At 64.8% G+C, this 24,587-nt stretch carries 22 protein-coding genes and 1 pseudogene; 16 read left to right on the top strand and 7 right to left on the bottom strand.

The genetic code is table 11. The annotated features are described in order from the left end of the window. Positions 1-15: 15 nt before the first annotated feature. The gene (locus B9A95_RS07560) at positions 16-1,890 is read right to left on the bottom strand and encodes an Ig-like domain-containing protein (RefSeq protein WP_084046320.1); all 1,875 of its coding nucleotides are present in this window, start codon (positions 1,888-1,890) and stop codon (positions 16-18) included. 1,167 nt (positions 1,891-3,057) lie between these two features. Continuing rightward, positions 3,058-3,531 carry a hypothetical protein gene (locus B9A95_RS34505; protein ID WP_139806572.1) on the bottom strand — a complete coding sequence of 158 codons (474 nt, stop codon included), beginning with the start codon at positions 3,529-3,531 and terminating at the stop codon, positions 3,058-3,060. A gap of 90 nt (positions 3,532-3,621) precedes the next feature. Here B9A95_RS34505 and B9A95_RS07570 point away from each other — a divergent pair, with 90 nt between their 5' ends. Further along, complete coding sequence (locus tag B9A95_RS07570; RefSeq protein WP_084046322.1) at positions 3,622-5,760, top strand: GAF domain-containing protein; 2,139 nt, start codon at positions 3,622-3,624, stop codon at positions 5,758-5,760. Beyond that, entirely contained in the window at positions 5,757-6,200 is a 444-nt protein-coding gene (locus B9A95_RS07575; protein WP_245808178.1) for a response regulator, read from the top strand. Before B9A95_RS07570 ends, B9A95_RS07575 begins: the two co-directional genes overlap by 4 nt. A 61-nt stretch (positions 6,201-6,261) precedes the next feature. Here B9A95_RS07575 and B9A95_RS07580 read toward each other — a convergent pair whose 3' ends face one another. After that, the gene (locus B9A95_RS07580) at positions 6,262-7,308 is read right to left on the bottom strand and encodes an IS110 family RNA-guided transposase (protein ID WP_084046323.1); all 1,047 of its coding nucleotides are present in this window, start codon (positions 7,306-7,308) and stop codon (positions 6,262-6,264) included. An 870-nt stretch (positions 7,309-8,178) separates the two neighbouring features. On the opposite strand from B9A95_RS07580, the gene B9A95_RS07585 reads away from it, so the two are divergent. The 5 genes from B9A95_RS07585 (at position 8,179) to B9A95_RS07605 (ending at position 14,295) form a co-directional block, all read left to right on the top strand. Next, the gene (locus B9A95_RS07585) at positions 8,179-8,946 is read left to right on the top strand and encodes a ParA family protein (protein ID WP_245808179.1); all 768 of its coding nucleotides are present in this window, start codon (positions 8,179-8,181) and stop codon (positions 8,944-8,946) included. Beyond that, entirely contained in the window at positions 8,943-9,836 is an 894-nt protein-coding gene (locus tag B9A95_RS07590; RefSeq protein WP_084046325.1) for a ParB/RepB/Spo0J family partition protein, read from the top strand. Before B9A95_RS07585 ends, B9A95_RS07590 begins: the two co-directional genes overlap by 4 nt. A gap of 710 nt (positions 9,837-10,546) precedes the next feature. Further along, positions 10,547-12,793, top strand: coding sequence for a GAF domain-containing protein (locus B9A95_RS07595; RefSeq protein ID WP_139806573.1), 2,247 nt, complete (start codon positions 10,547-10,549; stop codon positions 12,791-12,793). A 217-nt stretch (positions 12,794-13,010) separates the two neighbouring features. Further along, on the top strand, positions 13,011-13,742 hold the full coding sequence (locus B9A95_RS31790) for a hypothetical protein (protein WP_139806574.1): 732 nt from the start codon (positions 13,011-13,013) through the stop codon (positions 13,740-13,742). A gap of 67 nt (positions 13,743-13,809) precedes the next feature. Further along, a complete protein-coding gene (locus tag B9A95_RS07605) occupies positions 13,810-14,295 on the top strand; it encodes a VOC family protein (RefSeq protein WP_084046328.1) in 486 nt (161 codons plus the stop codon). Between the two features lie 132 nt (positions 14,296-14,427). Here B9A95_RS07605 and B9A95_RS07610 read toward each other — a convergent pair whose 3' ends face one another. Continuing rightward, a complete protein-coding gene (locus tag B9A95_RS07610) occupies positions 14,428-15,042 on the bottom strand; it encodes a MerR family transcriptional regulator (RefSeq protein WP_245808180.1) in 615 nt (204 codons plus the stop codon). Then, entirely contained in the window at positions 15,009-15,353 is a 345-nt protein-coding gene (locus tag B9A95_RS36555) for a MerR family transcriptional regulator (RefSeq protein WP_342744570.1), read from the bottom strand. The genes B9A95_RS07610 and B9A95_RS36555 overlap by 34 nt, the downstream gene beginning before the upstream one ends. A 41-nt stretch (positions 15,354-15,394) precedes the next feature. On the opposite strand from B9A95_RS36555, the gene B9A95_RS36135 reads away from it, so the two are divergent. The 6 genes from B9A95_RS36135 (at position 15,395) to B9A95_RS35145 (ending at position 18,725) form a co-directional block, all read left to right on the top strand. Then, complete coding sequence (locus B9A95_RS36135) at positions 15,395-15,526, top strand: hypothetical protein (RefSeq protein ID WP_281255828.1); 132 nt, start codon at positions 15,395-15,397, stop codon at positions 15,524-15,526. A 340-nt stretch (positions 15,527-15,866) separates the two neighbouring features. Next, a complete protein-coding gene (locus B9A95_RS33405) occupies positions 15,867-16,016 on the top strand; it encodes a hypothetical protein (protein ID WP_170928503.1) in 150 nt (49 codons plus the stop codon). Positions 16,017-16,473: 457 nt separating this feature from the next. Then, positions 16,474-16,980, top strand: coding sequence for a DinB family protein (locus tag B9A95_RS07615; protein ID WP_170928504.1), 507 nt, complete (start codon positions 16,474-16,476; stop codon positions 16,978-16,980). A gap of 537 nt (positions 16,981-17,517) precedes the next feature. Further along, a complete protein-coding gene (locus tag B9A95_RS07620; RefSeq protein WP_281255830.1) occupies positions 17,518-17,775 on the top strand; it encodes a lyase family protein in 258 nt (85 codons plus the stop codon). A gap of 66 nt (positions 17,776-17,841) precedes the next feature. Continuing rightward, a complete protein-coding gene (locus B9A95_RS07625) occupies positions 17,842-18,156 on the top strand; it encodes a lyase family protein (protein WP_139806575.1) in 315 nt (104 codons plus the stop codon). 353 nt (positions 18,157-18,509) lie between these two features. Further along, positions 18,510-18,725: a hypothetical protein gene (locus B9A95_RS35145; protein ID WP_245808209.1), complete on the top strand. Its 216-nt coding sequence runs from the start codon at positions 18,510-18,512 to the stop codon at positions 18,723-18,725. A gap of 176 nt (positions 18,726-18,901) precedes the next feature. Here B9A95_RS35145 and B9A95_RS36560 read toward each other — a convergent pair. Next, positions 18,902-19,246 (bottom strand): annotated as a pseudogene (locus tag B9A95_RS36560) (transposase); the annotation flags it as partial. Between B9A95_RS36560 and B9A95_RS07635 the strand changes: the two are divergent. Further along, entirely contained in the window at positions 19,182-19,496 is a 315-nt protein-coding gene (locus B9A95_RS07635) for a sigma-70 factor domain-containing protein (protein ID WP_084046333.1), read from the top strand. The pseudogene B9A95_RS36560 and the gene B9A95_RS07635 sit on opposite strands and share 65 nt — an antisense overlap. Before the next feature lie 94 nt (positions 19,497-19,590). Beyond that, positions 19,591-19,800 carry a hypothetical protein gene (locus tag B9A95_RS07640; RefSeq protein ID WP_139806576.1) on the top strand — a complete coding sequence of 70 codons (210 nt, stop codon included), beginning with the start codon at positions 19,591-19,593 and terminating at the stop codon, positions 19,798-19,800. A 116-nt stretch (positions 19,801-19,916) separates the two neighbouring features. On the opposite strand, the gene B9A95_RS07645 is transcribed toward B9A95_RS07640, so the two are convergent. Then, positions 19,917-22,916: a PAS domain S-box protein gene (locus tag B9A95_RS07645; RefSeq protein ID WP_084046335.1), complete on the bottom strand. Its 3,000-nt coding sequence runs from the start codon at positions 22,914-22,916 to the stop codon at positions 19,917-19,919. 313 nt (positions 22,917-23,229) lie between these two features. Between B9A95_RS07645 and B9A95_RS07650 the strand changes: the two genes are divergently transcribed. Continuing rightward, the gene (locus B9A95_RS07650; RefSeq protein ID WP_084046336.1) at positions 23,230-24,027 is read left to right on the top strand and encodes a class I SAM-dependent methyltransferase; all 798 of its coding nucleotides are present in this window, start codon (positions 23,230-23,232) and stop codon (positions 24,025-24,027) included. Positions 24,028-24,587: the final 560 nt, after the last annotated feature.

Raw genomic sequence — 24,587 nt, forward strand, 5'->3', positions numbered from 1 at the left:
GGATCACCACGTTCCTCAGGGCCAGTAGCGGGTCAGGGCGAAGTCCTGGTTGGAATCGTTGCGTACGCCCACCGCCACGATGCGGGTAGCGGGAATCCGGTCGTCGGTCTGCAGTGCGAGCGCCCGGACCTCGTCCGGCTTGACGCCGGGAGCCACGGGGGTCACGGTCGTTCCGCCCTGCCCAAAGCCGGTATCAAGCTGCCCACCCGCGTTCAGCCGCGTCACAGCGAAATTGCTCTGCGAGCCCACGCCGTACACCCAGCCCCCCAGCACGACCTTGCCGTCCGCCTGTACGCTGACTCCCTGAGCGGCATCCCAGTTGTCCGGATTGACCGCGATGATCTTCTTGCCGCCATCCCCGAAGGTGGTGTCCAAAGCGCCGTTCTCGCTCAGGCGCACGGCGGCGGTGTCGTTCTGGCTCTGCCCGGCGAGCACCAGTCGGTTTTGCGCGTCCAACGCGATGCCACTGACCGTGGCGACGCTGCCTCCAAAGACGGAACTCACCTTGCCGCCCGTACCGAAAGAGGCGTCCAAGGTTCCCGACGCCGTGTACCGCGCGGCCTTGAAGTCGCCTTCGCCGCCCGCCGCGATGATCTTGCCGCCCTGAAGCGCGAGGGCGTGGACGGCGTCCGCCGCACCTCCCGGGGTCATGGCGGTGATGACCTGGCCGCCGTTGCCGAACGAGGCGTCCAGAACCCCCACAGCGGTGTACCGCGCGAGGGCGAAATCCATCCCCGAGGCGCTGCTGGAGAGGCTTGCGTGCCCTCCCACGACAATGCTGCCGTCCGGTTGCACGAGGACCGCCGAGGCCCGGTCCGCACCGCTGCCCGCAAAAGCGGTCACGACCTTGCCGCCCTGTCCGAAACTGCTGTCAAGGGTGCCGTTCGCGTTCAGCCGGGCCACACCGAAGCGCTCCTCGTTTCCAGCATTCGTCACTCCGCCCACGACCACGATCTTGCCGTCACTCTGGTGGGCGACCGCGCGGGCGATGTCCGCTTTCCCCGCGAAGTCGATGCTGACCTTGCCGCCACTCCCAAAGGTCGCGTCGAGCGCGCCGTCGCGGGTGTAGCGCACCACGGTAAAGTCGTCGGAGACGTTGCTCGCGCTGCTGCCCACCACGGTCAACCCGCCGTCGGGCTGCGCGGCCACCGCGTAGGGAACGTCCTCACCCGCGCCGACCGGCGTGACGGCGATACCGCCCGCGCCGAAGGTGGTGTCCAGACTGCCTGCCGGGCCGCGCACCGTGACGGTCAGGGCCTTCATGACGGTGGCTGCGCCCGTCGCCGCTGCGCTCAGGGTGACGGCGGTGGGCTGCGAATGCGGGGCGTTGGCCGCTGCGCCCACCGTGACTGTGGCGCTCGCCTGGTCTGGCGCCAGGGTAATGGGGGCGGCGCTCGCCCCGTCGGGCAGGCCGCCCAGGCTCAGCGTCACGGCCCCGGTAAAGCCGTTCTTGCGCGTGACGTTCACGGTGAGGCTGGCGGCCGTTCCCGTGACGATGGGCAGCTTGTCCCCGGACAGGTTCAGGTCGAAGTTGCCGTTGGGCTGGGGCTGCGTTCCGGTGACGGTCACGTTCGCCGCTGGACCCGTCACGCCATCTGCGCTGGCGGTAATGCCCGCCATTCCGGCACTCAGGCCGGTCACGACGCCTCCCGCCACCTTTGCCACGGTCTCGCTGCTCGACTTCCAGAGAAAGGCGACGTTGGGGACGACCTTGCCCTGTCCGTCCCTTGCGGTGGCGCTGAGGGTCACCGTTCCCCCGACCCCCACGCTGGCGCTCGCCGGGGTGAGTTCGATGCTTTTGATGCTGGGCGGCCCGCCGGTGCCGCCCGTGGTGCAGGCCGAGAGCAGGGCGGTGAGAAGCAGTGTGCTGAAGGTCAGTCGTCTGGTCATGGGGGTCTCCTTGCCGTTGGGCAAGGACACCGTGCTCCACACGGCCTGATTGGGCCGTGATTTGGAAAGGGAAGGTGGCTTGCCCTCCCGTTCTTTCAGAAGCCGGGTTGGTGTGCGGGAAACGCGCGCCGATCCGACTCGCACAGGAGCAGGCCCCGGGACCCAGGGTGAGGGGATTTTACGGAACTGCTCGGCTGCCGGACGCCCCCGGGACACCCCAGCGGGAGCACCCATCCATTCTCCTCCCGCATCCATGCCGGGGGGCGCTTTGCAGCCTCAATCCGGGCGGCCCCGCCCATGCGGACGCTGTTCCTGACGACCTGCGGCCGCACCACCACACCCCCCGTCTGTGAGCAGGGCACGTGCAGATGGAGGGCAGCAAGGTTACCGATCGGCCGCCCGAGGGTGTGAGCGAGGGCGCCGCCCGCAAGCCCCTTCCCCGCCGGGCCAGGAGGCCAATCACGGGCGAATCACCCGCTTCCACCCCGGGTGGCGGCAAACGGAGCCTGGCACTCCTCCTGGACTTGCGGCCACAGCACGCCCGCCTGGCACCCCCGGAGGGTGAGCGCCGACCGCCGGCGCGCATCCTCCTCTTCCGCCCTCCGTCTGCAAGGAAAAACCTGCGCACCTTCCTGTCTTCCCGCCCACCCTTTCGGCAGCCCTGGACGGTGGCGTCAGCCTGAGCGGTGAGGTGTGGGCGAGCACCACGGGCCGGACGAACTTCACGCTGTTCCAGTACCCCTTCCCCGCCGCCGGCGTCGGCGGCGACCTGAGCGGCACCGCGGATTCCGTCAACGTCCGGGGGCAAGGACGTCAGGACCGTCAGCCGCGACGTCGCCGTCAGCGCGGTGTTCACAGACGAGAACACCCTGGACTTCATCGGGAAAGGTGACCTGACCCACAAGAAGTCCGGCGTGGGGTCAAGGTGGGCTTTGGCCGTGAAAACGGCACCGGCTACGGCTTCCTGTGGGCGAGCCACCGGACCTCACCGTCAATCCTCGCCGACGAACCCACTGCATCGTCCCACCTGTCCGCGGCACCACCTGGGCTTCAAGCGGCGATGACGGACCCAGACATTCCTCGCCTTGTCTGCCCGAATCTCCACGCTTCACACACCCGGACCACCGTGCCTGCCCCTCTCCGACACCGTTACCTGCGCAGCGCCCTTCATGGCTGACGTGCGGTGCAGCAGGTGTCCTGGCCCTCAACTCCAGGCCACTTGCCCGTGGGTGCCAGCCCCTCATTGGTGAGGTTACCGAAACCGCGGACCGTGGCCTTCAGGCCGTGCCCCTGCAGCAGGACCCGCGTGCGGTGCATATCACCGGGTATGTGTGTAATCCGCGCCGAGGGAATCAAGGCGGCCCCCGGGCCGCCTTCTTTGGGGTCCTGCTCGGCTTGGTAGGCCCTCTGCCCTGTCTTCTCCCGGCGCGTGCGGCGCTCTTCTCTCTTGCGCGCCATCATTGCCGTGCGCCGGGGCGCGGCGGATGTGCCAGGACTGCTGGGGACTGGGGAAAAAGGCACAGCGGTGAACGCGGCCCAATGACGCGGCCGGGCGCGCAGGCCCCCCGAGGACCCCACAGGGCGATGGAGAGCGGCGGGAGAAGGTGCTCGGGCCCACCACAGCACCGTGGTCCGCATCACACCGCAGTGTTACAGCGGTCGCCTGCTCTACACTCCCCAAGCCGTGCCCTTCCTTCCCGAGTTCTGCTCCCCAGTTCAGGTTCTTCGCCGATGACCCACCCTCAGCACGTCCTCGTTCCGGCGGCGTTGGCTTCCGTGCTGGACACCATCGACGATCCTTTCTTCACGCTTGACCTGGACGGGCAGTTTACGTACGCCAACGCCGCCGCTGCGCGCATGGTGCGCCTGACACCACCTGAACTGATCGGCCGGTCTCTGGAAAGGGACTTCGCGCACGCCTTCAGTGCCAAATGGCTTGAGGAGAGCCGCCGCGCGCGCGAGGAGAACCGCCCCATCCGCTACGACGCTTTCAATCCTTCCTACGGCGGCTGGGTCCAGGTCCAGGTGGTCCCGAACGCCTCGGGTATCGGCGTTTACCTGCAGAACATCACGCAGCAGCACCATACGGCAGCCTTACAGCGGTTCACCGTGGCGCTTTCCCAGATCGTCCGGTCCGAAGACGTCGTGAAACTCCTGATCCGCGAAGCGGTCACCGCCGCCGGCGCGTATATGGGCGCCCTCGTCGCACCCTCGCAAGATGGGCAACATCTCCACCTCCTCGACGAGGTGGGCTACACGCCGGAACTCCGCGCCCGGTTCGAGCGCTTCCCGCTGTCTCTTGGGATTCCTCCGTGTGACGCCGCCATACGGCGAACCCCTGTGTTCGTGAGCGGGAGCACGTTCGATGAGGTCTATCCCGGTTCTGTGGGCGTACGCGCCGAGGCCACGCGAAGTCTCGCCGCCCTTCCCCTCATGCTGGAGGACGAACTGTGGGGCGTGTTGTGCCTGAGTTTTCAGGAAGTCCGCCAGTTCGGTGAAGCTGAACGCCAGTTTCTGGACACGCTCGTCGAGCAGGCCACGCAGGCACTGACGCGCGTCCGGCTCTCCGCCCACCTGCAGGAGCAGGCAGAGCTGTTGAGCACGCTCAACCGGGTCAACCAACTCGTGTCGGCCGAACTTCGCCTCGACCGGTTGGTCCAGGCCGTTACCGACGCGGGCGTCGAACTCACCGGAGCGCAGTTCGGAGCGTTTTTCTACAACGTCGTGAACGAACGCCAGGAGAGCTATACCCTCTACACCCTCTCCGGCGTTCCGCGCGAAGCGTTCGCCCGTTTTCCCATGCCGCGCAACACCCAGGTCTTCGGTCCCACATTCGCCGGGGAAGGCGTGGTGCGCGTCGCCGACATTACCCAGGATCCCCGCTACGGGAAAAACGCTCCCTATCACGGGATGCCGCAGGGGCATCTGCCCGTCCGCAGTTACCTGGCGGTCCCCGTCACCTCGCGTTCTGGAGAGGTACTGGGCGGGCTCTTTTTCGGCCATCCTGAGCCGGAGGTGTTCACCGAGCGTGCCGAGCACCTCGTCGTTGGCCTCGCGGCGCAAACTGCGGTCGCGGTCGACAATGCGCGGCTCTATCAGCAGCTGCACGACAGTCACAACCTGCTGGAGCGCCGGGTGGAGGAGCGCACCAGAGAACTGCAGGAGCGCACGCAGGAACTTGAGCGTAGCAATGCTGAACTCGAGAAGTTCGCGTATGTGGCGTCGCACGACTTGCAGGAACCGCTGCGGACCATCACGAGCTTCTCCGAGCTGATCGACCGCAGGTACAGTGAAGTGCTGGACGACCGGGGCCGGCAGTATCTGCGCCTGGTCAGCGGCGGCGCACAGCGGATGAAGGTTCTGATCGACGACCTGCTGGTGTTCTCGCGCCTCAACGCCGTGCGCGAACCTCACGCTGCCGTCGCGCTTGACGGGCCGCTGAATGAGGCCCTCCAGCGCCTTCACGCCGCTCTGGAACAGGGCCGTGCCACCGTCACGCACGGTCTCCTGCCCACAATCGTCGGGAATCCATCCGAGCTCACGCAGCTCTTTCAGAACTTGATCGGCAACGCGGTCAAATTCCGCCGTGAGGGGGTGGCGCCTGAGATTCACGTCAGCGCCGTGAATGAGGGTAAGGTGTGGCACATCACGGTGCAGGACAACGGCATCGGATTTGAGCCTGAGTACGCTGAGCGCGTCTTCCAGATTTTTCAGCGTCTCCACGTACGGGATGAGTATGAAGGCAACGGAATGGGGTTGGCCATCGTGAAGAAAATCGTCGAGCACCACAGGGGCCGCATCTGGGTGGAATCCACCCCAGGCAGCGGAAGCACCTTTCACCTCATGTTCCCCTCAGCGGAGACGGCGTGACGGCACCCGTGGACGTCTTGTTGATGGAGGACAGCGAAGGGGATGTGCTGCTGGTGGAGGAAGCCGTAGCCGACTTCTCGCCCCCGGTGCGCCTGAGGGTGGTGGATGACGGCGAGCAAGCGCTGCGCCTCCTGGACGATCCAACGTATGGTCCCCCCCGGTTGATCCTGATGGACGTGAATACACCCCGGAAGGGCGCTTTGGAGGTCCTGGCGGAGTTACGGCAACGGCCGGAGTGGTTGGCCGTGCCCGTCGTGGTCTACAGCAGTTCGTCCCATCCGCGCGACGCCCTACGGGCCTACGAGGCAGGAGCAAACGCGTATCTCGCCAAGCCCATGATGCTGACCGCCTTCTGCGAGCTGGTGCAAAGCACGCTTCAGTTCTGGCTTTCCACGGTGCCTGTGACCGAGCGCTCCGTCCGGGAAGCGGCGCCAGACTGAGCAGGAGCGCGCGGGGTACAGGGTGCGGGGAAACAGGTCCCCAGCTATTTTAGATTGGGTTTCACCGGGCTGGGGTCAAGTCCTGCGGTGATGTGGGGCCAGCACCGCCGTGGGGACGAAGAAACGCGTCATCGTATGGCTTCCCGGACCGTACGACCGCCAATTCGGTACAGAGCCGTTTGCGCACCAAGGCGATCAAGGCCACTTTGGCTGGCTTCCCCGTTTCCCTCAAACTGCGGTCGTACGTCCGTAAGCGGCTGTGTGATTTTGACGCCCCCAGCGCGGAGAGATACGCCATCCGCCGCAGTCTGGCATTCCCTGTTTTGAAGATCCTCCCTCGACCTTGACAGGCTCCCGATTGTTGCGGCGCTGGAACCATTCCCACCGCCGCTGAAATTTCCTTCCCGGTCGTCAATTGGGCAAAGCCCTCGGTTTCCGCGATGGCCGTGATTGCCAAGATCAACGCGAATCCAGGGACACTGAGCAGCAACTTCAGTTGCTGCGCCAGATGGGCGTCCTGCTGGACAAGCACGTTCAGCGCTGCTTCAATTTCATCGACCTGGCGCTGGAGCAGTTCCAAACGCCCCTGAGGCAGAGAAAGTGCCAGCAAAGAGGCGTGCTCCATATCTTTCAACGCGATCAGGTGGTTGTTCTCCTGAGTACGTCGGGCCAGCACGGTCTCCCGTTCTCGCGTCAATTGCTTGAGCTCAGTCCTCACCTGAGCCAGAGGTGTCCATACTGCTGACTGCATGACGAGGCCGTACCACGCGATGATTTCAGCGTCCATGGCAGCCGTCTTTCCACGTCGCAAGACCAACAGGGCAAAACATTTGATTTGAGCTGGGGTGACGACGCTCACCTGGAAACTAACACGGCGAAAATGAAAATGGTGCGCAGGACGCTCCCAGTACACATTGGTCGCCCCCATGACCATGTGGACTGTGTCTCCTTTGGCTTGCTTCTCCACCCACGTCGTCAGCTGCGCCCATCCGCCAGCTGTATTGGCGACTGGGCCTCGACGACCGAGGATGGCGGGTGATGACGTGGATCCCTGTTGCAGACAGGCATAGAGTTCACGTTTTCCAACATCCATTCCGAGAACCAGCATGACGTACCTCCTGGGCCGTATCGTCAGGCGCGGGGTTCTCAGCACTTTTCTTGTGGTCCAGGCCTGGTGCCCCGGATAGGGTTCAGTGTCAAGAGAAAGGCCCCAGGTCGGCCAGGTCTAAAATTCGGTCTTGGGTGGACCTGAAAAAGTCACTCGCTTGGCGACCTGGGTTGGACCTGACGCTCCGTATAGGGCCGGAGCTGGCCCAATACACAAAAAAGCCTGTGCAGCGGGTTGGAGGCCATGAACGCCGCGCCTGACGAGTAAAACCCCGATGGCCCGGGACTTTCGCGTTCTCACAGCAGGTGCCGCACCGGAGCACACCCGCCCTCGTCCCTCCCCGTCGACAAGACGGTTGTGGCACATGCCGCCTGCGCCGCGGGGCGACGGGTGGATCCTCACAGTCTGCTCCACGCGTATGGTTACCGCCGGTTGCGCGGAGGGGCGGTCCCGCGCAACCGGCGCTGCGTCCTGCCGGTCACCGGTACCGACGGGGAGATGAGGAGAACGTCTCCCCCCTTCCGCCCAAGGAGGGGCGCGAAGCTCAAAGGCAACTGTTCAGCGCCGGTGAAGCCTTTGCGCCGAACGGTAACGTCGGATAGACCTCTTGCCCCAAGAAAGCCGCCACTGGTCCAGTGGGGTAATCTGGCAGCCGCTGTCCGGTCAGATCACGGCGGCGCCCAGGCAGGGGCGTCGTTGCAGAAGGTGAAGCGCGTCGCCAGGCTGCACCACCGGCCGGAATCATTCCAGACCCTCGGTTCCCAGATCTGCCCAGATCTGCATTGCACGGCCATCTTGCACGTGCCCCTGCCCCGCCCGCATCTGGTCTTACCGGTAAGACTGCCTTAGAAACAGGTTATGGTGCGGTCCGTGAATACCGCGACTGTGTTCAACCACGCGGGCGGGGCGGGCAAGACCAGCCTCACCCGCGACGTCGGCTACGAACTGGCCCGTGCGGGCAACCGCGTCCTGCTCATCGACCTCGATCCACAGGCCAACCTCACCACCTGGATGGGCGTCACGGACGTGCTGCTCGAAGAGACAGTCCAGCCCATCGCCACCGAGGGCAGGCCCCTCCCCGCACCGCGCGCCGTTCACGGCCTGCACCTCATCCCCTCCCGCGTGGACCTCGCCCTCGCCGAGGCGATGATGCCCGGACGGATCGGGGCGGTCATGGCGCTGCGCAAGGCCCTCCGGGCGGTCGAGGACCAGTACGACGTGGTGCTGATCGACAGCCCGCCCAGCGTGGGCCAGCTGGCCGCCCTTGGCGCCCTCGCCGCCGATCAGCTCATCGTCCCCATCCCCACCCGGCACAAGGGCCTGGACGCCCTGCCTGGGCTCCAGGCGGTCCTGCGCCTGTACCACGACCTGCGGCCCGACCTGCACGTTGGCCTGTACGTCCCTACCATGCACGACGCCCGCCGGAGCCACGACCGCGAGGTGCTCGAGCAGCTGCGCGCCTACCTCTCCCCCCTCGCTGACCCCGTGCCCCAGCGGGAGGCCGTGTGGATGGACTCGTCGGCTGCCGGACAGCCGGTGGTCCTCTATGCCCCCACCAGCCCAGTTGCTCAGGATGTGCGGCGCCTCTCCGCCAGCGTTGCGCAGGTTCTGGGCGTGCCCTACGAGGTCCGGGCGTGAGCCGCAAGCGCCCACCCCTGAAGGCGGACCTCGGCGCGCTGCTTGGGGAGACGGCGGCGCTCGGGAAGGCGGCCCTGCCGACCGGCACGCTCCCGATTGGCGCCCTGCGGCCAGGCGCGTCCCAGCCCCGCCGGGCGTTCAGCGAGGCGGGGCTCGCCGAGCTCGCGGCCAGCATGCGGGAGCGCGGCGTCCTCCAGCCGCTGCTGGTGCGCCCGGTGGAGGACGGGCACGAGATCGTCGCCGGGGAGCGGCGGTGGCGCGCCGCCCAGCTGGCGGGGCTGACGGAAGTGCCCGTGGTCATTCGGACGTTCACGGACCAGGAGGCGAGGGCTGCGGCCCTCGTCGAGAACCTTCAGCGCGAGGACCTGAATATCATTGACGAGGTGGACGGGAAGCTCGACCTCGTGGCGGTGGCCCTGGGCCTGCCGCGCGAGGAGGCCCGCTCCCGCCTCATCCGGCTGACCAAGGAGGAGCCGGGCGAGGAGGCCGAGGTCCTCACCGCCCTGTTTGCGCCCCTGCGCGAGACGTGGACGGCCTTCGCCAAGAACAAGCTGCGGGTGCTGAACTGGCCCCCCACGTTGCTCGGGGCCCTGCGCGGCGGTCTCCCCTACACCCTTGCGGGCGTGATCGCCGCTGCGCCCGAGGAGCACCACGCGGCCCTCATCGCGCTGGCGCAGAACGGCGCCAGCCGTTCGAACCTGCGCGCGGAGGCCGATCGGCTGGGCAAGCCGGTGCCCGTGGAGGAGACCTCGCGGGCGACCCGGGTGGCCCAGAAACTCGGGAGTCGCCGCTTCCTCGCAGGCCTCGACCCCCAGGCCAAGAAAGCCATCGACCGCTGGCTCGACAGGATGCCAGAGCCCCTGCGTCAGGCTCTGGAGGCCGTGGACTGACGCCTGGTCTTACCGGTAAGACCGCCCCAGCTCAGGAACAGTTCTCGCCGTCTCTGACGCACAACTTGTACAGAAACGCCACGCCGCCCAGGCGGCAAGCAGAGCGCCCATACCGCTCAGCTCGAAACCGCCCGTATCCCTGACCTCTTCCCCATTCTCATCACCGACTTCGCCCACGTGGTGCTCCCCGACGACCGGCTGGGCCGCACGGCGGTCTCACCTGCACGCCCTTCAGATCTACCGGGAAAGCCAAGCTGACCAGCTTCGCGCCGCTCCGCCGGGGCGGCTTTCTCCTGCCCTCCGGCGCACATTCTTTGCACGTCTCCGACACACCAGCCGGGCAGGAAACAGAGCAGCGCGGCCCATACAACTTCAGATCGACCGCCACACCGCCGTACGCGCCACCCGTTCCGGCATGACGCAGCTCCAGCCTGCTCGCCTTGCTCCCTCCGGGGCTTCCAAGCGGCACGACCGTGAGATCAGGGCCGCCTACGTTCGCCCGCGTGGCCAGTTGGCCCAGCGCTGCTACCAAACGCACCACACGCCGGAAACGGATCTGCCGTGTGGTCGACAAGCACCGTGCCGCCCAGGCGCTGCTCGCCGAAGCGCGCCTGAACTGGGGTCCTGCCTCCCCTCCGCTCCCTCAAGCCGCAAACGCGTCAAACACACTGGGCGGCCAGCTCTGGCTCCGCCCCAGGCTATTGTGCCTCATGACCGAGCCCCAACATTCGTCCAAAGGGCAGTCGCTCGCAGAGCGTTTGCAAGGGGTGACGGAAGCCCTGGCGGCCGCGACCAACCAGGCCGATGTTTTTCACGTCATCTTGCATCCCGCCCTGCAAGCCCTGAAAGCCAGGGCAGGCGTCGTCCTCCTCGTCCACGAGGGCGGTAACGGCTTACGGGTCGCCGATACACAAGGCTATGCCGAAGGCGAACAGACCCTCTGGCAAGATGGAACCTTCGAGACCTTCTCCCCCACTGAAGACTGCCTCAAGCGGCACGAAGCCCTCTACTTCGAGCACCAGGACGCCTTGCTGGCCGCCTACCCAGAGCTCACCGGTCCTCCCCTCAGCGTGAATGTCGTCGCCACAGCCGTGATCCCCATCTTCCTTCAGGACCGTCCTCTTGGCGTCATCGTCCTGGTGTTTACTCAACCTCACGAGTTCATCCCTCAGGAACGCCAATTCCTCCAAACGCTCGCCGGCCAGTGCGCCCTCTCCCTCGACCGCCTGGCACTCAATACCCAGTTTCATCAACAGGCAGAAGCCCTCACCGCTTTTGTGGCCCTCACCGAAGCGGTGGGCCTCAACACGGACGTCACGACCCTGACCCAGCGTGCCAACGACGTTTTGCGCGCCACCTTCCCAGACCTGTTCATGTCCTACTACGTGTTGGAAGAGGGGGTCTGGGTTCCGGCGCAGCTCGCTGATGTCTCTGAGCCCCTCGAACAGGTCCTGAGGGCCGGATTACCGCAGGACACGCCGGCTTATCAGCGCGCGGTTCAGACCAGAACGCCTATTTTCATCGACCATTGGGACTGTGACGCGCAGCAAATCCCACACACCGAGTCGTTCAAGGCGGGCGTGCTGGCTCCCTACTTTCAGCAGGGACAACCGGTCGGCATGTTGGCAGTAGGACGGCAGGACGAGCCCGTGTGGACCCAGCAACACAGGGCTGTCATCACTGCGCTGTGGCGCAGCCTGGGGGGAGCGCTCGACCGGGCGGAACAGGCCCGGCAACTGGAAGGCCGGGCGGCGTTAAATGCGTTTGTGGCATTGACGGAGGCGGTCGGAACCGAAACAGAACTGCAGGTCCTGGCACGCCGAGCGCAGGAGGTCTTACAGGCCTCGGTTCCCGAAGTGAGCGTGGTGTATTACGAGTTGCAGCAGGGACTCTGGAAAGCCCGGGTGCTCTCCGACAACCTGACGCCGGAGATCGTGACCGCCGCACGCCTGGGATTCGCCCGTGACACACCGAGTTTCGTCACCGCCGTTCAAACTGCTCAGCCGGTATTTGCTGACGGCTGGGATGGCCAGCGGGAGGGCATCTCACCTGCTGATGCGTACGGAGCCGCGGCCTTATACCCGTACTTTAAAGCAGGTCAGCCCTTTGCGATGTTCACAATCGGGACGATGCAACGTCGGAAGTGGACGCAGAGCGACCGCGCCCTGTTCACGGCAGTGGGCCGCAGCCTGGGTCTGGCGCTGGAGCGGGCTGAACGCGTCGCTGAGTTGGACGCCCGTTCGCGAGATCTGGAACGCAGCAACGCCCGGCTTGAAGCCGCCAATGAAGAACTTGAAGCCTTCACGTACAGCGTTTCACACGACTTGCGGACCCCCGTGCGGCACATCAAAGGCTTTAATGACCTGCTCCGAAAAACACTGGCCCTTCCGGCGGAGGCCAAGGCAGCGCGATACCTGGGAATCGTGAACACGGCAGCGGAACAGATGAACACGCTGATTGACGCGATGCTGGACCTGTCGCGCACCTCACGCCAACCTCTTGTGATGGGCCTGGTGGACCTGGAAGTTTTGATCACCGCAGCGCGCTCGGAGTTGGAACCTGAGATTCAGGAACAGCATGTGGTGTGGAGCGTCAAACCCCTGCCGTTGGTGCTTGCCGATCACACGACCTTGCGCCAAGTGCTGATCAACCTCTTGTCCAACGCTCTGAAATACAGCCGAACGCGGCCAGAGGCCCACATCGAGATTTGGGCGGAGGAGCGCACGCAGGAGTGGGCGGTTTTTGTGAGGGACAATGGTGTGGGCTTTGACCCTCGGTATACGGACAAACTCTTCGGTGTGTTTCAACGCCTGCACCGGCATGAAGAGTTCGAGGGGACCGGCGTCGGGCTCGCGAACGTGCGGCGGATCATCGCCCGGCATGGCGGCACCGTCTTCGCGCGTAGCGTGCTCAACGAGGGAGCCACCTTCGGCTTCACGTTGCCAAGGCCCTCCTGAACGCTCCTGGAAGCGTCCCGCAGCGTCCCTACCTGTTCAGTTCTCGGTCATCATGGCTGTGGGCGGAGGCCGTTCCGCTCCACCAGCGCTTCATCCATTTGGCATGGCACGTTCCATTGACTTTGCTGCCCTTGCGGGAGCCGCTTTTCCCGCCTTGGTCACGCATTTCACGCCACATAAGGGCACACGACGGACGCTCCAAACAGAGCAGGCAGCCATGACCGACATCCAAATGGCCGCCCTCACCGCTGCACAAGGGGCCGTGGGCGCCGCCCAGGCGGAGAACTTCGACCTGCTCGTCGGTATGGACGAGCAACCCGGAGACGGCCAGGGAGGCAGCGCTGCCCACGTCGCCCCCCGCAGGGTCACGCCCATGGGAACCGAAGTCCGCGCCCTGCTGCCGCAGCGCCGGAGACGAAGGACGCTGCCGCGGCCGAAGCTGCGCCGGTCGCCGAACCGGCCCTCACCGACGGCCCGGCACCCAGCGGGGCTCCGGCGCAGATGCCCATCCCTGCTCCCCTCCGGCCGCCGATGCCTTCGAGGTCACGCGGCCCACCCTGGACCACGAGGAAGGGCCTTGCGGTCCTGGGAGGCCGGTCACCACGCGGCGCTGGAGAAGGCCCGCAGCGCCCGCCCTGCAGGGGGAGGTGGAGGCCGCCGCCCTGCGCGGTCGGGTGGACGCAGCGAGCAGGGCCTGGGACCACCCGTTCGGCGTCCGCCACCCGGGAAGCAACTCCTGATCCGCCCTGGCACCCCCGGCAAGGGGCAGAACCTGGCTCACAACGCCGCCTGGGTGAACAGCCTAAAGATCAAGGCCTGCGTGCGGGGCAAACAGGCCGCCCGGAGAGGGGAGAAGCCCATCCTGTTCGGCGGTCTTTGGCTGCCAAAGACACGCGCGCTGAACAGGAACGGCGCACCATCTGGGGGCGAGACAGCGCATCCTTGGTGACCACCCGGCGCATTGTCCCGCTGGGTGCCGGGCCGTTCCCAGTAGGCTGTTGAGGAAGGAGCCGCCGATGACAAATCAAAGCCTACTTCCTCAGAATGTCCTGGAAATCGTCCACACGGCCATCGCGGTCAGTGATCTGCAACATCAGATTGACTTCTGGCAGCAGGTCCTCGGGTTTACCTTGGAAGGAAAGGCAGAGATCGGTGGTTCGTTACCCGAAGACGAGACGGGCGTCCCCGGCATCCGCAGCAAGATCGCCATGCTGAGCAAGGGCGGCCAGACCATTGAGCTGTATCAGCCAGTTGCGCCCCAGGGCCGTGAGACGTACCGGCCAAGCCCGGTTGATATCGGTTCGTGGCATCTCGCGCTCAAGGTCACCGATCTGGATGAACTCGTGCAGCTCAGCGCCGCATGGGGCTGGCGGGTACGGGGCAAGGTTGCCGTGGTCGAGGAAGGGCCTGGTCCGGTTGGTGCTCGCCTGGTCTACCTCCACAATACCGACGGCACGATCCTCGAGCTCGTTGAGCTTCCCACAGCCGTTCGCGAGCGGTAGGAGCGGGCCCGCTCTCCGCGCGTCTGCCCGGCAGCGACCACACCTGCAGCTGGACGCGCTCACCGTCCCCGCCGGCTGCTCCCTTCGATGCGGTCCTGACGGCGCAACTCCCCGTCGTTCCGTGGCAAACCGTTACTCAGGCAGAAGGAAAAAAGCGATGTCGGTCTCATACGCCTGAGGATCGGGGGTATCCGGAACACGCTTCACGTAGATCTCAGCCGTGCTCCCCGTGATGTTCAGCCCTCGCCGCAAGGCTTCCTCCACCACAGCGGTGTACGCCTCCCCTGTTTCGTCATACGGTCCCACAACCTGTCCAATAAATGCAGGCCTGCCTTCAAAGGTGCGCACCCCGATTCGTCCCTGAGGTTCAACGGTGCCCGTAACAGGAAGGCACACTTCCACAACGCCCTTCTCGCCCTCAACTTCACTGTGGTGTATGAAAAAGCTGGGGGCGGTGAGTGCGTACCCCCGAACTTTCTTGTAGACCATCCGTTCCTGAAGTGCCTTTGGAATGACCTCATAGTGCGGGGGTTGGAGCACGGTGCGAACGCTGAGTGTCTGAAGGGTTGGCAGGTGTTCGAGGCGGTATTCCATCACGGTCTCCTGAAGCGAAGTGCGGAGGTGAAGCAGGGCGCGCTCGCGAGAAGCGATCTCCTCACGGAAGCGCTGCTCGTGTTCCCTTAACACCTCGTTTGCATGTGCGGGAGACTGAATCATCTGGCGGATGTCCTCCAAGGGCAGGTCCATCGGCCGCCCTGCTGGATACGAACGCCAAGGCCGACCTGAGCAGCGCTGTAATACCGGTACCCGAGGGTCTCGTCCACCAAGCGGGGATGCAGAAGGCCAATCTCGTCGTCGTACCTCAGCGCCTTCGGCGGAAGTCCAGTGAGGAGGGCAAAACGGGAGATGACCAGTCGTCCTTGCATGCCCCTGCACGCTAAACGTTCCGGCCGCCGGAAGGTCAATGGGGGAGCAAGCTGCCGCGGTAGTCCGCCGTTTGCTTCAGTGCCGAGTGGACGCGTCTTTCCTTCTTTCGGGTGCATTCTGCTGTGCAGCATGAAGACGGCAGTGGGACGCGAAACAGACCCACCGTCCGCCCGTGAATGAAGCGAATACCGACTGTCCCACCGGCGACCGGCCTCTCGAAGGCCGGCTGCGGGATGTCCTGCAACAGGCGCTCAAGCGGCGGCCCGGTGCGGCCGTACCGGTGCAGGTGAACCCGGTCGGCTGAAACCGGATGAAGCCCGTGCGCCCGCTCCCCAGCGGCGGACAGACTGACAGCCTGGAACTGGGCAGCTCTGCGGGGGGGGAGGAGAACGTAGCCCCGGGCTTCGGTAGCCCGAAGCCCAGGGTGAGCGGCTGCGGGTGGAGCGTGCCCCCTGGGCCTTCGCCCAACGTGAGGGGAGAGAGACCCACCCAATTTTTTCGCCGATTTTGCCTCGCAACTTGCGGGAGCCTTCCCATCCTGTCCCAGCGCTTTTCTACTGTTCCCTGGAGGTTTTGCCCATCGTGCACACTTTGATCCCCGCGTCCGTCCAGCACCGATTTTGCGTCGCCAGCCCCGGGAGACCATGCGCGGGACCACCGAAACGGTGGAAAACGTGCGCACGACGGTATGGTTGGTGGGTCTTGTTTTGCACTGTGCCGCCGACGTGCCCCTCTCGCGCGGGGCAGTGGCCGCCGCGGTGCGCCGCAGCTTCGAGGCGGCCTTCGCGGGGTGAGCGAAGCGTCGGGACTTCGCGGGTCTGGAGGGCGAATCGGCGCAGCCGCTCGGCGTCGTGCCCGGGCTGGCGGTGGGGAGATGGGCGCACGGGCGGCTGGCGCGGGAGCTGGCCTCGTTGGAGGAGGGAAGAGGTATTCCCCCTCGGGTTGCCACTCCGGCCTGGGCCTCCGGGGGATGGCGGGGGCCATTCAAGCGCAGGCGCCCGCACCCGGTGCCCAGGTGGAAAGGGGCGAGATCATACCAGCACGCCCGGTCATTCCAACAGGACCGGCGTTTTGAGGCAAGGCGCAGGCCATTGCCAATCTTGCGCCACCTGGCTGGTATGCCGTGCGGCCGGAAAGCCCACCGGCGCGCCCAGAAGACCAGCGCTGAAAAGCGGCTCTGGGGTTGTCTACTCGGTGGGTCACCGTAAAGCCCGGCCTGACCCGATGATGCTGTTCAAACGAGGCCCACCCATGACCAGACCACAGCCCACCGAGTACGCTTCCTTTTACGCCCGCTACATCGATCTGGTGCCCGAAGATGATCTGCTCAGCGCCATGCGGCAGCAAGGCGCGGTGACTGCCGAGCAGATCCTGCGTTTTGCTGGCAACCCCGGTGTCCGCTACGCACCAGACAAGTGGAGCGTAAAGCAGGTCATCGGACACATGACCGATACCGAGCGCGTCTTCGGGCAGCGGGCACTGTTTTTTGCTCGCAATGACACCGCCGAGTTGCCACCTTTCGAGCAAGATGACTGGATGGCGGTCAGCGACTTTGATGCCTGCTCGCTCGAAAGCCTACTGGCCGAATTTCAGGCAGTGCGCTGGAGCCACGAACTGTTTTTGCGTCACCTGACGCTGCCAGCCTGGGAGCGCCGGGGAACCGCTGGCGGCAACCCGTTTACGGTACGGGCGCTGGCCTACAGCATGCTCGGCCACGAACGCGCTCACCTTCAGGTCTTGCAGGAGCGCTACCGCTAACCATTTCTATTGATGGTTCTGCCCGGTGATTCGCGTTCTTGTCTGCCAGCACCGCCACCTGGTTGACCACCAACTCGTCGGTGGGAGCGGGACGCTCACCGTCACGCTGGTGCTGAAGGAAAGACGATTTGCGTCGCCCGCACCCGTACAGAGCAGTGAAATACGTCAGCTTGTCCCAAGCTGACCTCCTCATGGACGTTGAGTTCTCTCAACACGCCTGGCATGCAGCCGTTGTTCTCTCCCCCCGTCCATCGGCAGCGGTACCCGGTTGTTGAAGTTGCGCGCACTCCCACCTCGGCGTCATTCCGCAAGAGGCGGCCCAACAGGCCGCTGCGGCCGCCGCCCACCTCGACCTTAACCGAATCACTGCCGGTGAACGCAGAACGGCACATCGACTTATGCCCCTGATCTCCGAACGGGCGCGCGTGGTCGGCGAACCTTGCCGGGGGCTGATTCACTGGGGGCCACCACCCAAAACAGTTCGTCCCCCGTCTCCGAACGGCCCTGCAGCTTCTTGGCACCCACCGCTGAGGCGTCCTGGAGGCGCTCGCCGAGTTGGCTAAAACCACTTCGGAGAACGTGATGGCTGGCCGAACCCATGGCCAGCGGGCGGTCCCCATCACCTCTGGCTTGAAGGTCGCCATCTGGGCCGGAGGCCTGATGCGTCACCTCGTGCGCTTCGACCAACTCCAGCCCAGGCTGCTGACCCCCATGACACTGCCCGCCCGCAATCCCGTGGACCACTTTGCAGAGCTCGTTTGCCTCCTGGGGATGGTGCCTCCACAGCGGCGATGATGGCGGAAGAAGTCGCGCGACGGATGGCTGTGGCGTTTGGCGAAGTGCGTGAAACCCTTGGACGCCATGCTCCAGCCGCAAGAAGTCAGGGGGGCCAGGTCCGCGATGATGGATATTGCGCTGGAGCGGGGACGCAGCCTCACCGACGAAGTTCTCACCCTTCTGAAGGAGGTTATCCGAGGGCTGCAGGTGCCCCCCGAACGAATGACCGAGAACGTCAACCGCTCCGGAGGACCGATCAGTGCCGAGGCCGTGACGCCCAAATTGGGACACAAGATTGGACGGCAGGCGGCACATGGAGTGATTTATCACGCAGCCCAGGAAGCGGGAAGCCGTGGACGCGGGCAGGACCTCCTTGAGGTCCTGTCACGTCATCCTTGAGTCAATACGCGGCTGGGCAGCGTCGAGCTCGCCCGTCTCGCTGACGCTGCATCACATACAGGGCTGAGCGCAAGGATGGCGCAGGAAACGGCCCAAGAAGCACACCGTGTGGTAGAGCAGCAGCGTCGGTGGTTGCGGGAAAAACGTTGAGTACAGGGGAGTTTTTGGGGCGTGGGTGAACTCGCGGTGCCTGACGTCAAAGTGCTCAGGCAACGCTGATGCGCGTCCGGCTGGCGGAGGAGCGGGCCCCAGCGGGTGAGGCGTTCCTCCGAGCGCTGGCGCGGTAGGGGAGGGGAGAGGTCACTTCCCTTTGGGCTGGCGGACGGTCTCCAGGCGGGGCGCTGGCCTCGGAAGTGCTGAAGGCGCTGGGCGCCGAGGTGACCAGCCGGGCTGCCCTGACCGCTGAGGACGCCGCCCTGGTCCGCCACTACGCTTGTGGGCAGTGGGGCCTCGTGGCTGGTTCGGGCGGCGGAGTGCCGGAAGGTGCTGTGGTTGCCTCCGCTCCCCGAGATGGGGGAGTGCAAAACCTGCGGGGGGGAGTGCACCGTGCAGATCGGTCCGGACCGTGATCCTTCCCAGTTCGCCGGCATGGACACTTGCCCCGACTGCCACGGGGAAGGGGAGGCGGAGGCGTGACGGCCTCTCTGGTAGCCTCCCTGCAGGCCCTACCTCCGGCGGGGCATTCCCTCGGGGCGTGCGACCCGCTGCGCAGCTTCACCCGGACGGCGGAAGGGCGTCGAATCGTCGTCCATGTGCCAAACCGTTCAGGAACATCTCGCCATGGAGCACCCGTTCGTAGAACCCACACGGTGCTGCTGACGATCGGTCGATGCTCAAGATACGCGCGTCTCAGGCCGAGGAAGGGTGGCAGCAGGGGTTGCAAACGTTTCCACTGCGCATCCGAGATTTCTTCGCGCCGCAGCACGAAAGGATACTCGCCTCCCCAATGGGTGCAACCCTTGGCCTGCGCGCCGTAAGAGCGAGGACGCGGGCAGCTCAGGCGTCTGCGCTTCAGGATGGAGTAGATGACGGTCTCCCCACGCGCCCGCAAGCGCACTGCAGCGCTGCCAACCGAAAAAACATCTGCCACTGCGGAGACGCTCGGCGCACTGGCGGAAGACGACGGAAAGGAGGGACTGGCCGCCGAGCCTGAAGGGAGAGGCGGCGCGATGCCCGAACGGACAGACGTTCCGCTTGAGGCCGGCACAGACCCTGTTCGGCAGTACCTGCAAGAAATTGGCCGTGTTCCCCTCCTCACCCACAGGGAGGAGACCGAACTCTCCCGGCAGATGGGGAAGTGGGCGAGGAGGCCCGGCGCCTGGAGGCGGAGGCCAACTTGAATGACCGGGAGCGCCGGACCCTCATCTGCGTCCCTGGGACGGGCCAACTGGGAAACAGCACTTGATCGAGACCAAGCTCCACCTGGAGGTGAGCGTGACGAAGAAGGACAACAACCGGGGAATGCGCTTCCTCGACCTGATCCAGGAGGGGAGCATGGGGCCTGTTCCCGGGGCAGAATGGTCCGAATACTGCAAGGGATTCACGTTCTCCGCGTCCACCAGGTGGTGGACGTGGCAGGTCATGACGCGCGGTTGTGGCGGATCAGGCGTCGCAGGGCGCAGTGCGCCAGTGGAGGCGGCTTGACCGCCCCACGACGTCGCGCGCCGCTTTCAGAGTCCCCGGGATGCCCAGCTGCACACGCGGGTCATGCAAGGGAACAAAAGGAAGTTGCGCTGCGAAACTTTCAAAGCTGCCCAGCGTCAGCTTCTGGATTCGACCGCGAGCAATTCGAAGAAGTCCTGCACGATCCGCGGATCAAAGTGGGTGCCCGACCCACTCTGAATATGCGCCAGGGCCCGCTCTCTGGTCCACGCGGCGCGGTAGGGGCGGTCGCTGGTCAGCGCGTCATAGACGTCCACCGCTGCAAACGCCCGGGCCGTCAGCGGGATGGCCTCACCGCGTAAGCCAAATGGGTAACCGCTCCCGTCCCACTTCTCGTGGTGGTACTGCGGAATGTCCAGAACCGGGCGCAGGAACTTGATGGGTGAAAGCAACTCCACCGCGTAGCCCGGGTGCTTTTTCATCTCCACCCATTCCTCGTCCGTGAGCTTCCCAGGCTTGAGGAGAATTGCATCTGGGATCGCCATCTTCCCGATGTCGTGCAGGAGCGCGCCCCGACGCACATCCACCAGCTGGTCGGAGGAAAGTCCCAGCTGGCGGCACAACTCGACCGTCATCTCCGTCACCCGTCTGGAATGGCCCTCTGTCTCTTTGTCGCGCAGGTCCAGCGCCCGTGCCCAACCCTCAATGGTCTCGTCGTAGGCCAGGCGCAACTCCAGGTTCTTGCGGTCCAGCTCCGTAAAGAGCCGGTCGTTGTCCACAGCGATGGCTGCCTGGGCCGTGAGCATTTCGAAGGTCGCCAACCAGCTCGCAGACGGCTCGAACGGTTGCCGGTGCAACACCTCCATCACGCCCAGCACCTTCCCTTTGGCCAGCAGCGGCGCGCCGTAATAGTTCATCAGCTGCTCTCTCAACAGAACGCCGCGCCATGCTGGTGAGATTGGAGCCGTTTGAAGGTCGGGCACGCTCAGGGCCTTGCGGCTCAACGCCACTTCACCCGCCAGACCAGTACCGACGCGCACGGTTGAGCCCTGCAGCGGCGTCGTGAACCCCCGGGTGCTGGCGTACTCCAGGTTCAGGGTATAAGGGTCGAGCAGCAGCAGGGTCACCGCGTCCACACCCAGTTCCTGCGCGATGTTGTCCAGTATCATGCCCAGGGTGACGGAGAGTTCCTGGGTCGAGGCGATGGCCTGATCGATCTCGCGCAGGCCTGTGACGTGACGCAACTGCTGCTGGAGGTACTCGTTGAGGCGCTGAATCTCGGCTCTTGCCATGTGGCGTTCGGTGATGTCCTGCGCGATCTTCGACACGCCAATGACCTCACCCACGGCGTCGCGGATCGGCGAAACCGTCACGAACACCGGGATCTGGCGGCCATCCTTTGCCACGCGCACAGCCTCAAAGGGACCGGGTGACTCCCCTCGCCCGGCCCGCCTCAGCATCTCCACTTCCTCACCGCGACGTTCCGGCGGGACGATCAATGTCACCGGCTGACCCACCGCTTCTGCCATCGGGTAACCGTAGAGCTGCTCAGCCCCAGCGTTCCATGACCGGATGGTGCCGTCCAGCGACACCCCGAGAATAGCGTCCTGGCTGGCCTGCACGATGGCCGCCAGATACGCCTGGTCCTCTTCGGCCGCCCGGCGCGCAGTGATGTCGCGAGCGACGCAGTACATCACCGGGTCCCCAGGCAGGACGACCGCCACCCACTCGATCCACACCACCGCGCCGCTCCGGTGGAGATAGCGGTTCTGAAAGGCGAGTGTGGCCGTTCCTGCCGTAATGCTGGCGTCCTCCCGAGCTGCCATGGACCGGTCATCCGGGTGGACGAAGTCGAGATAGGGCCGGCCGAGGAGCTCTTCCGGGGTGTAGCCGAGAATCTGCTGGCAGGCCGCACTAACCGTCACGAAGCGACCTTCGGCGTCGAAAGACGTGATCATGTCCAGCGACAGGTCCAGCGTCCGCTGCAATTGAGCCGCAATCCGGCGGTAGCGCTGCTCGCTTTCGACCAGGACCCGCTGCGCCGCCCTCTCAAGAGTGACGTCGCGGGCAAGGCTCACGACGCAAGTTCCGCCGTCCAGTTCTACCCTCACCATTGAGATGACCAGGTGGAGTGCCTTGCCAGACCTGGTGCGCAGGTGCACCTCAAGGCTGCGTACCGAATCCACTTCGTGCAAGGCGCTGGAGAGCCTGTCGTGGTCAGGGTTGTCATCCCATATTCCGGACTCTCTAAAGGTTCGACCAACGATTTCTTCGCGCTGGCAGCCAACCTGAAGCAGGAACGCCTCGTTGACATCAATCAACCGCTGATCACTCCAGTGAGTAATGACGATAGGCATGGGGCTGGCCTGAAAGACTTTCGAGAAGCGCTCCTCACTGACACGGAGCTCTTTTTGCAGCTGATGCTGCTGCGTGACATTCCGGGTAAAGACAGCAATGCCGTCCTCGGCCGGGTAGACGGTCACGTCAATCGTGCCGTACGGCTCCATATGGCTCACGGCGTTTTGAACGGCCCCCGTCTTGGCGGCCCGCGTTATGGCCCGAAACACGTCCGTGTCTGCGAGTTCCGGGAACGTCGTCAGCAGGTCGTGACCCGTGAGGTCTTCTGGGCGCTTTCCAGAGATGCTGGCAGCCGCAGCATTGAGGTAGATGAGGTTCAGATTCCGGTCCAGTGAGACGAAGCCGTCGGTCATCCGTCCAAGGGTAGAGGTCAGCTGCAGAAGAAGCTGGGCCTCGTGGAGCCTCGCCTCCTCGCGCGCCGTCACGTCGTTCTGGAAACCCACGAAGTGCGTGACCGTTCCAGCCGGGTCACGAACTGGGCTGAGCGTCAACTCGTTGTAGAACAGCGTGCCGTCCCGGCGGTAATTGCGTAGGGTGACTGTCACGCTCTGCTGCTGCCCGATCGCCTGGCGGAGCTCACCCACACCGGCTTGATCGTGGTCGTGTCCCTGCAGGAGGCGGCAGTTCCGACCGAGAAGCTCGGCGGCTGAGTAACCGCTCAGACGCTCGAAGGCTGGGTTGACAAACACGATCGGTTGGTCATCTTGGAGAGCGTCAGTGACCACAGTCCCGACAGTCGAGGATTCAATGATCTGGCGTAAGAGCCGAAGGTCGGACAAAAGGACAGGCAGCTCTGACATCAGGGATCCCTCTGGATTGGATTGGTGTGCTTCTCAACGCGAATGCGGAGAAAGAAGAGCAGACCCTCTGAACGGTAGAGTGTCACAGGTGACCCACGGTAAATGTCACAACGCACGTTCCAGTTGGTTGTATGGCCCCGCCCCTGACACAAGGAGACGGAGCGGGAGACCCACTTGCAGGAGGTCGTGAACGGCCAGACCCACAGACTGGACGCCGCTCTGGCCCAAACCGGCTTATGCCGAGAAACAGGTCTTCCGGGAATTTGCGTTGCGATGGTGTCCGCCCACGAGCCCACCGCGGAAAGGATGGTACATGACTCAGGACAACCGAAAGGGCCTTTGGAGTACGGCCGATGCGTATGAGCAATACATGGGTCGTTGGAGCCGTGACGTCGCACCGCTGTTCCTGAAGTGGCTCACCCCTGAAATGGGCCGGGACTGGGTAGACCTCGGGTGCGGCACCGGAGCTCTCACTTCAGGGGTGACACAACTGTGCCAGCCTGAACGCGTGGTGGGTGTCGACACCTCCGAAGCATTTATTCAGCGGGCCAGGTCCCTCGTCTCAAAAGCCACGTTCGAGGTAGGGGACGCGACGGACAGCAGGCTTCCTGCAGCTTCCTTTGACTATGCCGTCAGCGGGCTGGTGCTCAACTTTACTCGGGACCCTTCGCTGATGCTGCGTGAGATGACCCGGCTCGTACGTCCGGGCGGACAGGTGGCCCTGTATGTGTGGGACTACGCCGGCCATATGCAGATCATGCGGCACTTCTTCGAGGCCGCCCGCACCGTTGACCCTCATGCCGCAACGTACGACGATGGTATAAACGCTCCCATCTGTCGTCCAGAGGCGTTGCGAAGTGCGCTTCAGGAAGTAGGGCTGAGCTCTGTGAATGTCACGTCCCTGGACGTTCCAGCGGCATTTGAGAACTTTGAAGCGTATTGGACACCGTTCTTGGGTGGTGCGGGCTCTGCTCCACGTTACGTAGCGACGCTGGATGCGGAGACCCGTGACCGCATCCGTGAGGCCATTCGTGACCGGCTCCCCACAGGACCTGACGGTGAGATCTTGATGGCTTTACGTGCCTGGGGTGTGCGAGGGACGGTCACTTAGAGCATTGATCTGAATGACGCCGTGCGTGGAAGGGCGTCCCTCACGGCTTCCATTCTCCTCCATGCGCCTTCAGGTTCGCTTGCCAAACCCGGTCAAAAAGAAGTCCGCACATTGACACATGCCCTAGAAGTGTGGGGCGAGAGAGCACCCCCAGCCCTGACATGGCCAGAAGCAGGTGCAGCCCAGCTCAAATACGGGCACTGTCGCGCGCTCCAGCCGAACAGAGAGCGGGCGTCACCCGCCAACCGAGTTGCTGTAAGCAGAACGGTGGAGGCGAAAAAAGACGCTCACCCCCGTGCCCAGCTGGGCGCCCGATGCCGGAGCGTCCGCCACTGCTCGCGCAGCGTTAGGGCCTGCTTCAGGTGGGGCACGGGTCGCCGAAGCCGCCCCGTCCGTCTGTCTCCCCATCCTCCAAAGGACCGTAACGCCGGCGGCCGGAAGATGCTTGACGAACGGGCCCCGGTGACGGCTCTGGACCAGCACCGCTGCTGCCCCCTCCCCCCCTCCCGCGGGAGGTGCCGTGCGGCAACGCAAACCCCTGGCAATACGGCAGCCGGTCA

The sequence above is a fragment of the Deinococcus hopiensis KR-140 genome (assembly GCF_900176165.1).
Lineage (GTDB): Bacteria > Deinococcota > Deinococci > Deinococcales > Deinococcaceae > Deinococcus > Deinococcus hopiensis.